At 55.0% G+C, this 12,846-nt stretch carries 11 protein-coding genes and 2 pseudogenes; 9 read left to right on the top strand and 4 right to left on the bottom strand.

All coding sequences use genetic code 11. The features are described 5' to 3' along the window. Window position 1 precedes the first annotated feature (1 nt). From ACR0B3_RS16560 to ACR0B3_RS16545, 4 genes are all read left to right on the top strand, one after another. The gene (locus ACR0B3_RS16560) at window positions 2-1,180 is read left to right on the top strand and encodes an ABC transporter ATP-binding protein (protein WP_480810043.1); all 1,179 of its coding nucleotides are present in this window, start codon (window positions 2-4) and stop codon (window positions 1,178-1,180) included. 117 nt (window positions 1,181-1,297) lie between these two features. Next, entirely contained in the window at window positions 1,298-2,113 is an 816-nt protein-coding gene (locus ACR0B3_RS16555; protein WP_480810042.1) for a creatininase family protein, read from the top strand. Between the two features lie 113 nt (window positions 2,114-2,226). Beyond that, window positions 2,227-3,594, top strand: a complete 1,368-nt coding sequence (locus ACR0B3_RS16550; protein ID WP_480810041.1) for an FAD-binding oxidoreductase — start codon at window positions 2,227-2,229, stop codon at window positions 3,592-3,594. 301 nt (window positions 3,595-3,895) lie between these two features. After that, window positions 3,896-4,222, top strand: coding sequence for a hypothetical protein (locus ACR0B3_RS16545; RefSeq protein WP_480810040.1), 327 nt, complete (start codon window positions 3,896-3,898; stop codon window positions 4,220-4,222). 423 nt (window positions 4,223-4,645) lie between these two features. Here ACR0B3_RS16545 and ACR0B3_RS16540 read toward each other — a convergent pair whose 3' ends face one another. Further along, complete coding sequence (locus tag ACR0B3_RS16540) at window positions 4,646-5,332, bottom strand: glutamine amidotransferase-related protein (RefSeq protein ID WP_480810039.1); 687 nt, start codon at window positions 5,330-5,332, stop codon at window positions 4,646-4,648. Window positions 5,333-5,460: 128 nt separating this feature from the next. Here ACR0B3_RS16540 and ACR0B3_RS16535 point away from each other — a divergent pair, with 128 nt between their 5' ends. Then, entirely contained in the window at window positions 5,461-5,850 is a 390-nt protein-coding gene (locus tag ACR0B3_RS16535) for a RidA family protein (protein ID WP_480810038.1), read from the top strand. Between the two features lie 280 nt (window positions 5,851-6,130). On the opposite strand, the pseudogene ACR0B3_RS16530 reads toward ACR0B3_RS16535, so the two are convergent. Both ACR0B3_RS16530 and ACR0B3_RS16525 read right to left on the bottom strand, forming a co-directional pair. Then, window positions 6,131-6,448, bottom strand: a pseudogene (locus ACR0B3_RS16530) (DDE-type integrase/transposase/recombinase); the annotation flags it as partial. Further along, window positions 6,447-6,755 (bottom strand): hypothetical protein, encoded by a 309-nt coding sequence (locus ACR0B3_RS16525; RefSeq protein ID WP_480810037.1) that lies wholly within the window; start codon window positions 6,753-6,755, stop codon window positions 6,447-6,449. The pseudogene ACR0B3_RS16530 and the gene ACR0B3_RS16525, both read right to left, overlap by 2 nt. Before the next feature lie 452 nt (window positions 6,756-7,207). Here ACR0B3_RS16525 and ACR0B3_RS16520 point away from each other — a divergent pair, with 452 nt between their 5' ends. After that, window positions 7,208-7,432: a hypothetical protein gene (locus ACR0B3_RS16520; RefSeq protein WP_480810036.1), complete on the top strand. Its 225-nt coding sequence runs from the start codon at window positions 7,208-7,210 to the stop codon at window positions 7,430-7,432. Continuing rightward, a pseudogene (locus tag ACR0B3_RS16515) lies at window positions 7,371-7,919 on the top strand (IS6 family transposase); the annotation flags it as partial. The gene ACR0B3_RS16520 and the pseudogene ACR0B3_RS16515, both read left to right, overlap by 62 nt. Window positions 7,920-8,065: 146 nt before the next feature. Here ACR0B3_RS16515 and ACR0B3_RS16510 read toward each other — a convergent pair. Continuing rightward, window positions 8,066-8,929 (bottom strand): LysR substrate-binding domain-containing protein, encoded by an 864-nt coding sequence (locus tag ACR0B3_RS16510; RefSeq protein WP_480810141.1) that lies wholly within the window; start codon window positions 8,927-8,929, stop codon window positions 8,066-8,068. 141 nt (window positions 8,930-9,070) lie between these two features. Here ACR0B3_RS16510 and ACR0B3_RS16505 point away from each other — a divergent pair, with 141 nt between their 5' ends. Together ACR0B3_RS16505 and ACR0B3_RS16500 are read left to right on the top strand one after the other, a co-directional pair. After that, complete coding sequence (locus ACR0B3_RS16505; protein ID WP_480810035.1) at window positions 9,071-10,627, top strand: ABC transporter substrate-binding protein; 1,557 nt, start codon at window positions 9,071-9,073, stop codon at window positions 10,625-10,627. 83 nt (window positions 10,628-10,710) lie between these two features. Then, on the top strand, window positions 10,711-12,837 hold the full coding sequence (locus tag ACR0B3_RS16500) for an acetate--CoA ligase family protein (RefSeq protein ID WP_480810034.1): 2,127 nt from the start codon (window positions 10,711-10,713) through the stop codon (window positions 12,835-12,837). The last annotated feature ends 9 nt before the right edge of the window (window positions 12,838-12,846 follow it).

The following is a 12,846-nucleotide window of genomic DNA, read 5'->3' as shown; positions in this document are numbered from 1 at the left end:
CTTGGCTAACGTCGTGATGGATAAACTCTCTAAGGTCTATGCGGACGGCTTCAATGCCGTAAGAGATTTGTCGATGTCCATCGACGAAGGCGAGTTTCTGGTCCTTGTCGGTCCCAGCGGTTGCGGGAAGTCAACGGCCCTGCGGATGGTGGCTGGCCTCGAGTCGATCACGGGTGGAACGCTCAGCATCGGCGGCGAAGTAGTCAACGAATTTGGGCCGCGTGACCGCGATGTTGCCATGGTCTTCCAGGACTATGCTCTGTATCCGCATATGACCGTGGGCGAGAACATGGCCTTCCCCCTGAAACTCCGCGGACTTGGCCGCAGCGAACGTGAGGCGATGGTCACCGAAGCTGCAGGCGTTCTCGAATTGAGCCCTCTGCTCGACAAGCGCCCGGCACAACTTTCCGGTGGACAACGCCAACGGGTGGCCATGGGACGCGCGATCGTTCGCCGGCCTGCCGCTTTTCTCATGGATGAACCGCTTTCAAACCTCGATGCAAAACTGCGGGTGCAGATGCGGGCCGAGATCGCCCAGGTGCAGAAGCGATTGAACGTTTCCACAATCTACGTCACCCACGATCAGGTGGAAGCAATGACGATGGGCGACCGGGTCGCAGTCATAAAAGACGGTGTGCTGCAACAACTCGACGCGCCCGAACGCATTTATTCGCACCCCTGCAACATCTTCACCGCTGCGTTCATAGGGTCTCCCCCCATGAACTTGATGGAGGGCCGGATCGACAATTCGTCAGGTGAGTGCCAACTGGTCGTTGGTTCACAAAAGGTCCGACTGAGGGACGAGATTTTTGCTGAGAATGCCGCATTGCGCGACTACGTCGGGAAACGTCTCGTTATTGGCGCGAGGCCCGAAAACCTGCAGCATATCGCGTTCGAACAGGATTGCCCCGTGGATGAACGGATCTCGATACGCGTGTCAAATCGCGAGGCCCTAGGAGCCGAGACGCTGGCCCATTTCCACATCGACGCGTCGGCTGTCTCCGGCGGTGACCCGGATGTTCAGGATAATCTAATGGATGGTTCAACTGACGATCAGGCGCGTTGCGTGGCCAGGTTTGATCCAGCCTCTACTGCTCGGATCGGAGATCAGGTTGAAATCGCCTTTCGGCCGTCGAAGCTGCATTTCTTTGACGCCGAAACTGAGCAGGCCATCCGTTAAGTTCTTGCCATGTTGAGCAGGTCCCGATCAGGCGCCGGGACAAGTTCACAACAGGGAAAATGTGGTTCCACAATCAGTGTTGACTGTAACACCTAAGAGCTTCTGGGAGAGCTGGATATGAAGCATCGCTATTGGTCCCATTATACAGCGCGGGAATTTGCGCGTCTGGATCGCAAAAACCTGATCGCGGTCTTGCCAATCGGCGCGACGGAACAACACGGCCCACATTTGCCACTGTCCGTTGATCAGGCGATTGTCGACGGCGTGGTCGCAGCTACCGTCCGCGTCATGCCAAAAGATCTACCGGCGTTATTTTTGCCGACAATGCCGGTGGGCAAGTCGAACGAGCACGCGGAATGGCCGGGGACGCTGACATTCTCCGCACAAACGTTGATGGCCATGTGGAGCGAGATAGGGGACTGCGTGGCCGCCGCGGGCGTGCGTAAGCTGGTCTTTCTAAATTCACATGGCGGGCAAATTGCGCCGATGGATATCGTCGCACGGGATCTCCGGGTTAAGCACAAGATGTTAACCGTGGCGGCAAGCTGGTTTTCTCTGGGTATGCCCCAGGGGATGTTCAGCGATGATGAAAATCGATTTGGGATCCATGCAGGCGATATGGAGACCAGCGTGATGCTGGCGCTGCATCCCGATCATGTCGAGATGATCCACGCCCGTGACTTTCGTCCAACGATTGCTGACATTTCAGCGGAAAACAAACATCTCGGCCTGTCGGGATCCGGGAAACTCGGCTGGCAGGCGCAGGACATGAACGCGGCGGGAGCCTGCGGCAATGCCGCAGCGGCCACGGCAAAAAAGGGTCAGGAGGTGATCGACTTCGCCGCCGGTCAACTCGTCACTCTACTGCAAGAAGTGCACCGGATGCCGCTGTCCTTCCTGGACACTCAAGCTGATCCGGACGCCTTTTCATGACAAGGCATCAAGCGACAAAGGTGCGGGCGATACGCAGGCACCGACAACACTGAACAACATTCCGCCCGGGGGCCTTAATCAGTTAGGCCGGGCGCATCAGAAAGGAAACTCGCATGACCGCCACCTCCGAACAATTGGACCGCTTCAAGGCTGATATCGGCGATATTCTCTGCCGTGATGACGCAAAACTCCTCGCCGCGAAATCCAAGGACTATTACTGGTATTCGCCGATCCTGAAGGAGTCTTTGGATGACTACACAGGTCAGCTTTTGGTTCTGCCGCGCAGCGAAGAAGAGGTGATCACAATTGCCGCCGCCGCCGCCCGGCACCGGATTCCAATCACCGTGCGCGGCGGTGGCACCGGCAACTACGGCCAATGCACCCCAATCGAAGGCGGCATCATTCTGGAGATCACAAAATTGAACAGGGTTTTGGAGATTTCCGATGGGCGCGTCGTCTGTGAAACCGGTGCGCGGATCGAACAGGTTGAAAAGGCAGTCTCCGAAACCGGTCAGATGCTGACGATGTTCCCATCTACCAAGCGGCTTGCAACGATTGGGGGGTTCGTTGCCGGAGGCTCTGGCGGTATCGGCTCTCTGCGCAATGGTATGCTCCGCGACGGAAACAACATTACATATCTGCGGATCGTGACAGTCGAAGAAGAGCCACGCGTGATTGAACTTCATGGCAAGGACATCTTGAAGGTCCAGCACGCATACGGGACCAATGGCATCATCACCAGGATGGACTACGCCCTGACGCCAGCGACGGATTGGGTTCACACGATCGCCCTTTTTGATGGCTATCGTACGGCCCTGCAATTTGCCGCCTCTGCGCAAAAGTCGGGGCTGGATGCCTATCTGATGTCGCCTGTTGAACGCCGCTTTTCCCAATTTTACCGACGCCTGACCGACTATTTTCCAGCAGACCGCGATGCCGTGTTTTCAATGATTGCGCCCGGCGATCTGGAAAAGTTCAAAGAGCAGGTTGCAAGCCATAGCGGGACCATCAGCCTCGCCAGCTCCCTCAGTGAATTGGAGGACAAAAACTTGCCCCCTGCATGGGAGTGCGGTTGGAATCACACGACTTTGCAAGCCCTGAAACACGAGCCCGGCGTCTGGACATACATTCAGATCGCCTACCCGGAAGCATTTGATCCCGATTTGTCGGTGGCACAAATGGAGCGCTACGGAGAAGAACTCTACTTCCATCACGAAATGGCCATGCTGGATGGGCAGATCCAGATATTCGCATTACCGATTGTACGCTGGAAAAGCAAAGAGCGCATCTATGACATCATTCGCGAATTGGAAGAGACTGATGGTTGCATAGTATGGGATCCGCATGTCATCACAATTGAAGATGGTGGCATGAAAGAGATCGATTCCAATCAAATCGATTTCAAAAAAGAGGTTGATCCTCACGGTCTCATGAACCCGGGAAAGACCCGGGGTTGGACGCCGGACATGGCGCGAGAGTGACTAACTCTGATATTGATTCTTGACCGCGTGACCTTCTCTCCGCAAAGTCCACGTTTTTCAATTTGCTCAGTTCAGGGTTTGGTCCGCTATTTATCGTTGGTGATACGCTCAAGGGGTAAGCCCGTAGAAACTCGAATGCCGGTGTTGATTTTTGTAGTCTTCGCGCCAAGCCTGCCGCAACCATGCGGCAGGCTTGGCGCACAGATGGGAACAGGAGTTCGTAAGGTGGCGCAATCGGGGCTCAGTCCTCATGACCGCCGGAATTCTTCTTTTCGGTAAATCCTAAACCGGGAGAACAACTATGACCGTAGCATTGTATGTAGGCCTCGACGTATCGCTTGAGACGACCAGCATCTGCGTCGTTGTTGTCAATCGCGGAACGATCCTTGAGGCGAAGGCGGTATCGAACCCTGTTAATATCAGTGACATCTTGGGCGGGATCGATGGAGATTACGAACGTATTAGTTTCGAAACCGGACCGTTATCTTGGTGGCTCTACAACGGACTCACGAGCACAGGAACGCCGGCGGAGTGCATAGAGGCGAGGCATGCGAAGGCCGCAAAGGTTGCCATGAACCGCAACATAATCGATCGTAAGGATGTTCGATCCCTGGCACGTCTTGTCTGACCTTTTCTTTCAGATGATCACTTTGTCGTCTTGCCTCGTTTCAGTGAACGATTTGAAAGAATCCGGCTGACCGATCTTCGAAGTCAGCCGGACTTACGTTGCCAAGACTGTTTGAGTTCAGCTATCATGACGCCTCCCGGAAAACTCGCACCATGGCCTAAACAATACATGCTTGTGTAGGCTGCGGTACAAAACGGAATATGGTCAAACCTGGCAGGATCAGCACGTTATGCTCGGCACGCAGCCGAGATAATTTGCGCTCGACCACAGCTGCCACCAGATCGCTGTCAACGGATACGGGCAGATGAGGTCCATGCTGTTAGGTTGCGCCGACGGGTAACACGGCGATAATATCATCTGGCATATCGTGGAAATCCGGCGCCTTGTGATCGGCCTAATAACCTTGAATGCTCATTGCGCCCTCTAAAACAGGCGGCCAAGGAAACCGTGGAACCAATCGGCTTGCGCAGGATCGTGCTGATTCATCAGGCGCGTTAGTTCTTCCCGACTTTGCACACCGGGGCGACCATAGACGCCCCACTTGGCCTTCTGCCATCGCCGGAATCCAGCGACCGTAACCCCTGGGTGGAACTGTAGCCCATACACCTTGTTGCCGTACCGAAACGCCTGGTTCGCATAATTGTCGTTGCTGGCAAGGCGGGTCGCGCCCTTTGGCAGATCGAATGTGTGATAATGCGCCTGCGTGACCGATAAGGGCCCCGCCATGAAGTCGGTTTCAGAAGGTTCCGGATCAACCCTGTAATACCCGAATTCAAAGCATTCGGTTTCCGGTGCTCCGGCCCACGCGCCCAGATGATATGCGATATGCTGCGCGCCCTGGCAGATGCCTAGCATTGGGATGTCGGCACCCAGGCCTGTCTCGATCCAACGATACTCTTGGTTTAGAAAGCGGTGCCTGTCTGTTTCATAGACGTTGAAGTTTCCAGCATAAATAACCGTACCGACCAAATCCTCTTCCGGCTCGCCCAACAGGTCGCCATCAAAGGGTTTACAGCTGTCGATTTCAAAGCCTTCCCGGCCAAGCCAGGTGACAATTCGATCATCGGCGGGTTCATTCCCATGGCGCGCTAAAAAATCACGTTTGCCCATATCGCTCTCCTTGAACGACAGTGGTTTTACGTGGCCCTTGAAGTATCCATGCCAGAGAATGGATTTAGGACTTGCAAAGAATATCCTAACTCGCCAGCTTAATTTGAAAGCCAAAAAGAGTGCAGGAAATGAATGCGTTAAGTCCCACAGACATGCCGCCACCCTTCGCGCGTTATGCGCATGGCGTGGAAATTCCTGGTGACTGGAGGTTGGTGCAAACCTCGGGTCAACTGGGGATTTGCCTGGATGGAAGCATCCCCGAAGATGCCTATGGTCAGGCGGTCATATGCTTTGAGAACATCGCGAAAATTCTGGGATCAGTTGGCATGAACGCAGGTGATGTTGCGCATGTCAGCGCCTTTGTCACTGATCGATCCCATATGGCGGGCTACATGCAAGCCCGCGATGAATTTCTTGCATCGCCCTCCCGTCTGCCAAGCTCGACTTTGTTGATTGTAAGTGGATTTACGCGGCCAGAATTCAAGGTCGAAATTGAGGTCTTTGCCGCAGCCCCATAAAGAACTTTTTAAGTTGAGTTTTGATTCAGCCATTCCCAAAACTGCGCCTTGGCGACGTTTTGATTTAGGGTGGTTAATTGTGTGGTTGCGTTGTGGCGTTAGGCATACATTTGTGGCACAATACGGCTGAAACAGCACTAACTCATCAACGTATTATCGTTCTGTTTGACGTGGTTCTGGTCGATCCCCTCATTCGGTTCGGCGCAGCAATGATCGCACCAATCGATGGCTCTGTTGCGAAGTTTCTGACTGAACGAAGAGTTGCCACCGAACCAGCGGCTTATGCCGCCAGTTCCGCAAACTGACGAAACGGACAGATTCCGGGCGTGAACTGACCTTTGCGGATCATGTGCGCCACTTCGATTCCGTCCAGTGTAGCCGCCGCTGAAACGAAGGCCTTGAACCCCAGCATCGGTCGAGTGCGTCTTTTGATGAAGCGATGGTCCTGTTCCACGATGTTGTTCAAGTACTTCCGCCTCACCATCTCAATAGGGATCGGGCAGCCAAAGCCTTTGAGCATTTTGTTGATCGCCTTGATACCAGCTGTGTTAGCGCCACTTTTGTCGATGACGATCTTACGTGGAAGGCCGTTACGCTCAGGGCTTGTTTCTATCGATCCAGCGGGACATCAGAGTGCGATCACGAAAGCATTCGTCCGGAACCGGATTGCGCTTGATCCGCGCAATGCGCTCCGCGAAAGCCACCTGCTTGGAGCTTGGCCGGGTATCGCGAACGCGAGGTGCTGACCTCTGCGTGTCGATCCACTGGCTCATCGCACGCCGATCTTGCTGGATCTTCCATGGCAACACGACGTTTTGTTGCTCTGCCAACTTGCGTGCATAGGAAAGTTGCTTGGCCGTTGCAGGCAGTGCTGTCTGTGTGTCTGAACTGGCAGTTTCGGACATGAGTTTTCCCCTTGGCAGCGTAGCTAAAGAATAGAACAAAAGGGGATCAAAAGCAAGTGTATTGTGGATCTGTAGTTATCATATACTAAATATGGTGTTCGTGCCGATGGATAGTAACACGCGTGCTTTTGTAATTTGACAAGACCGCGAAAACAGTGAGTTGAGACCCGAGTGCGCTGACCCCAACCCTGAAACTTCAACTACCGGTTCTGGGCTCGTTTATAACGTGAAGGCCCTAGTCATCTGACGTTCTGCCTCATTGGCAAATCCCGAGCCTGTCGTCTCGTGACCGTGCTCTAGGTTCCAGCCGGCAGGCCGGCTTCCACCCAGAACACCCCAGCATGATCTCCCTGACGCAAAGGCCCATGACCCGTCTCTTGCGAGCCGGGCAACCCCGGAAGGGGTAGGGCACCCTTAACACGAAGCGAAACACTCAAACAAGGATTTGCCCCATGAGCAAAGTCGAAACATTCACCGCACCGGAAACCATCGAAACCATCGCTATATCCGATCTCTACCTGTCTGATCTGAACCCACGACAGGACGTTGCTGAAGAGCGCATCGCCCTACTGGCCGACAGTCTTGTTATGTGCGGCTTGATCCAAAACCTCAGTGGCCTTCGCGAACCGCTGGGCCAGTCGATATGCTGGTCTCGTTGCGGAAGCGGCGCGCTATAGAAAGCGTCCCGCCGACCGTTCGTGGCGCATGGATGAGAGCTATGTCAAAGTGAAGGGTGAGTGGGTTTATCTCTATCGCGCTATCGACAAACACGGCAAGACCCTGGACTTCATGCTATCCAAGCGCCGAAACAAAGCCGCAGAAATGCGGTTTTTTGCCCGACCGCTGGAAGTCAACGGGCTTCCACGAAAGATCGTCATCGACAAAAGTGGTGCCAACACTGCTGGCATCATGGCAATCAACAAGATGCTCAAGAGCTTTGGCTGCCCGATCCCGATCGAAATGGTCAGGCGAAATTACCTCAATAACATAATTGAACAGGATCACCGTTGCATCAAACGACGGATCAAGCCCATGCTGGGATTCAAATCTTTCGCTTCAGCCGCATCTATCCTGGCAGGCATGGAACTGGTCAACATGATCCGCAAAGGTCAATTCACGCCCGGACTCCGTCCGTTTCGGCAGTTCGCCCAACTGGCAGGGTAAACCGCTCTCTAATTCCACTGATGCTCTGCCATCCAAAAAGTTTGCGACAGAACCTAGCCGCAGCTGCAATCAGGCGCACCGAAATTAATCCGAGAATTCAAACAACACAGCACGCGAAGCTCACTAAGCATCAAGTAGCTCGGGTCTCAGCCCGATCCTTCTTTAGCCTCTCCGGTAAACCAAGCCACAATGGCTTCTGCCAGCACTTTGTCACGCATACGTGGCATCTTGACGATGTAATAGCATTCACCCGTCTCAAAATCATGCGCGATGGGCATCATTAGCTTACCCGATCTGAGGTCGTTTGCGATTAGATTTCGGCACGACATTCCAACGCCAAGACCATTTCTGATGGCAGCCAATAGCAGCGCAGTGCTGGAAAACTCGAAATGCGATGTATAATCACTTGGGTCAGCGCCCTGTTGTGTAAGCCATTCCGAAAACTCGTGTGAAATGAAGGTACCTTGAAGGATCCGCCGACCCTTCAGAGATTCCACGGTCCAGGGCCCTTGGTGCGTTTCAAGGTACTCAGGTGACGAGATCAACGTCACTTTGCGCGGAAGAAGGATGTTGCCGTTTTTTTGCTGGCAATGTCTTTCAGTCCCCCAATCAATTGCAATATCAACCTCATCCGCAAAGGCTTCGCTAGGCCGTTCGGCATAAAGGAACTCGAACCTGGTTTCCGGAAAGGCGTCTGCGAGGCTTGGCAAACGCGGGCCGAGCCAGTTGTGCGCGAACGGCGGGTGAAGTGCGATCCTGACCGGGAGCGATTTGGCGCCTTTTGCAAATCTTGCCCCCGAGGTCGAGATCATGTTGAGGGCAATTTTTATCTCTCGAACATATTCGCGACCTGCGGGAGTAAGTTCCACGGTGCGCCCCGAACGATTGAATAACGGAGCGCCCAACTCTGCCTCAAGATCCGCGATTCTGTGACTTATGGCAGAAGGTGTCGTATTAATTTCTTCAGCGGCCGCGCGAAAAGTTCCTTTGCGGCTGATGGTCTCCAGAATTCTTAGGCTACGGGTCGAAGGAAGGCGCGAGACGATTTCTCCTGTTCAATTTTCCTCATCTTTGGTGCAAATCGATCAATTGACAATAGGCCAGATGCTCCGAATGGTGATGCAGTCTAACCATTCAGGAGGAGGGGCACTATGGCCGGAAAACCAACTTCATTCAACTCATTGGACCGCAGACAGGTTTTGTATGGTGGTGCGGCCCTTGGTGCTTCGTTGATCTTGCCTCATGGGTTGCGCGCCCAGACGCCGAAGTCGGGCGGACGTTTCCGCATGGGGATGTCGGAGGCAAACTCCACCGATATTCTAACCCCTGGCAGCGTCGTCGGGTCGATGACCCACCTGATTAACGGGTCAATTCGCAACTGCTTGATCGAATTGTCTCCCTCTGGCGAACTTGTTCCGGAACTGGCTGAAAGCTGGGAAACGACCGATGCCAAGACATGGTCTTTCAAAATCCGTTCGGGTGTTGAATTCCACAATGGCAAAACGCTGACGCCAGCAGACGTCGTCTTCTCTCTGAACCTTCATCGGGGTGAGGATTCTTCCTCTGCGGGCAAATCGGTCATGTCTGCGGCTTCTGACGTAAAAGTTGACGGCGATCGGGTAACGATTGTTCTGAGCCAGGCTAATGTGGATTTCCCATCCTTCCTGACCGACGACAACTTTGTCATTGTATCCGAAGACTCGACCGCAGAAGAACTGGCGAACGGAGGGCCGGGAACGGGCGGCTACAGCGTGGGCAGGTTCAACCCAGGCGTTGATTTTGTCGGCGTTCGCCACCCGAACTACTGGAAAGAAGGCCGCGCTCATTTTGATGAGATCGAACTGATCGGCATTCCGGATCCGAACGCGCGGATGAATGCTCTGATGAGCGGTCAGATCCATGCCATGAACAAACCCGAGGACAAAACCCTGACACTGCTTGCGGGCGCGCCCGGTGTCAATGTCCAGTCGGTTCCAAGCATGAAGCACCTGATCTTTGCCATGCGGACGGACACGCCTCCGTTTGACAACCCTGATGTGCGCTTGGCTCTGAAACATGCGATCGACCGCGAAGCGATCCTTAACACCGTGTTGCGCGGCAATGGCTCCTTGGGGAATGATCAGCCAATCGGCCCGGCAAACCAATTCTTCAACGCCGCCATTCCGCAACGCAGCTACGATCCCGACAAGGCCAAATTCCATCTGGACAAAGCAGGATTGTCATCGCTCGACGTCGAGCTTTCGGCGTCAGAAGGTGCGTGGGCAGGTGCCGTCGACGCCGCAACGCTCTATTCCGAACATGCCAAGCCCGCCGGCATCAACATCAAGGTCGTGCGCGAACCCAACGACGGTTACTGGTCCAATGTCTGGATGAAGAAAGGCTGGTTTGCGTCCTGGGCTGCGGGTCGTGTCAGCGAGAACCTGATGATGACATTGACCTATTCCGCAGACGCCAAGTGGAACGAAACCTTCTGGAAGCACGACCGCTTCAACGAGCTGCTGGTCGCGTCTCGCGCGGAAACGGATGACAAGAAGCGCGCCGAAATGATGGCCGAAATGCAGCTTATCATTCACGATGACGGTGGTTCGGTCGTTCCGGCATTTGCGAACTGGAATCTGGCCCTTTCCGACCAGATCGGGCACGGAACGATCGCGGGTCAGTGGGACAATGACGCACGCCGCTGCACTGAAAGATGGTGGTTCGCATAACCCCATTGCCTTGAATGATGCGCGCCGGCCCAGTTCCGGCGCGCGTTTTGCCACGATCTAAAATATTATACTCGGAGTACTGGATGTCGTTCACCGATACCCAATCACGGTCGCATGTCGAAAACACTGGGACAGAGCACCGCCTCAGGCCACTGATCGAACCTAAAAGCGTTGCGCTCGTCGGCGCGTCACCGCGCGAAGAGACGATTGGTCATCTGACATTGCTGTCGATGATGGAGGCCAAATACCGCGAGCGGCTTTACCCGGTTAATCCGAAATACACCGAGATCGAAGGGCTCACCTGCTATCCGAACCTGGCAAGTCTGCCGGAAAAGGTCGACATGGCGTTGCTCAATCTTGCATCGCCCCGTGTGGAAGATGCATTTGAACAAGCGATTGCGGCAGGCGTTCGGTCGGTTTTGCTGTTTGATCCGCTGCATATCGAGGGCGACGCCGCCGACAACACTATCCTTGATCGTTTGCGAAAACGTGCGGCTGATACGGGTATTCCGGTTTGCGGCGGGAACTGCGCCGGTATTTTTGACTTCAGCACTGGAAGCTTTTCCAGCTTCTTTGTCCCGCCCACAACCCCTCCGGGCGGTATTTCGTTGATTGCGCATTCCGGCATGATGCTGTGTTGGACCCGGTCCGATCCGCGTTATCGCTTCGACGTGGGGTTGCACGTCGGACAGGAAATCGGTGTCACTCAGGACGAGTTTCTCGACTACATGGTCGACCGTCCGACAACCAAGGTCATCACGCTGTTTGTCGAAGGGGTCCGCAACCCGGAAGGCATGGACCGTGCGCTGAAAAAAGCGCTGGCGGCGGGCAAACCCGTCGTTGTGACAATGGTTGGGCGCACGCGGCGTGGCGCGGCCCTTTCGGTCACGCATACCGGAGCAACGGTCGCGGATGGAGATCTGGCGCGTGCCTTTTTTGAATCCCGTGGTGCCGTGGTTGTCGAAACGCTGGATGACATGTACAACACCGCACTCCTGCTGGAACAGGGCCGCCGCGCGCCTGCGGATGGGGCAGCATACGCAATGGACTCAGGCGGATGTCGTGGCCTGATGGTGGATCGTGCCGATGCCCTTGACGTGAAACTGGCCACCCTGACCGAAGAGACGTCGCAGAGTCTGAAAGCTCAGGTGCCGCCCATGCTGGTGCCGGTCAATCCTTTTGACGGAGCAGGTCCGGTGGATGAAAACTATTCGAAAGTGCATGAGATCGGATACAAGGAAATCGAAAAAGACCCGAATGTCGGCGTGATGGGAATTGAATTCCATTTCAATGACCGGTTCGCCCCGCGTGTCGGCGCCGTCGAGGCGCTGATGAATGTCTGGGAGGTCTCCACCAAGCCATTCTTTTATTTCACGTCCATTACGCCTTTGCCGAACGAAGGTCTGGCACAGACCCTGGCGGACAAGGGTATCCCTGCGATCGACGGGCAGGACAATGCGTTGCGTGTTGCCAAATGGTTTCTCAGAAGCCAGTCCCTGCGCGACGCAGCGCTCGCCCGCGCAGCACAGAGCGATGCCGCGCTTTCGTTGACGGATACGCAAATTGCGGCTCTGAAGTCCAAGGGCGCAATGAGCGAGGCGGAAAGTCTGGCGCTTTTGGCCGATCTGGGATTGCCCACGGTGCGGTATGAAACGGTTGCAGGAATGGACGCCATCAAGGAGGCGGCCACACGCATCGGCTTTCCGCTGGTTCTGAAAGCCCATGTCGAAGGTCTGCACCATAAGACCGAAGTTCAAGGCGTCGCGCTGGGACTGAGTGATGAAGCTGCTTTGATCGCCGCGCACGAGAAAATGCGCGCCAATGGCCTCGGCGAAACGCGTGTCCTTCAGACCTACATCCCAGAAGGGGTGGAGTTCTCCATCGGAATGCTGGTTGATCCGGATTTCGGCGCTTTCGTCACGATCAGTGGCGGCGGACGCAACGTCGAGTTGTTCCGGGAGCGGGTCATCCTTCCTGCCGGACTAAGCCTCGCTGACGCCCGGGCGGCGGTTGAGGACAAAACGGTGTCTCGCCTTCTGAATGGCGCGCGTGGGTTTGAACCGGACGCGGAAAAACTCGCCCGGACGCTGCATCGGTTCGGGCAGATCGCGCAGGCGATCGCGCCTCATGTTTCGGAGGTCGACATAAACCCGGTTGTCGTGAACGGCGCTGGAGCAGTAGCTGTTGACGCGCTGATTGTTCGAAGCTGAGGAAAGACA

Source organism: Ruegeria sp. CE9 (assembly GCF_056537425.1).
Note: the sequence above shows the minus strand (reverse complement) of the source record. Positions and strands in the feature narration are given on the sequence as shown.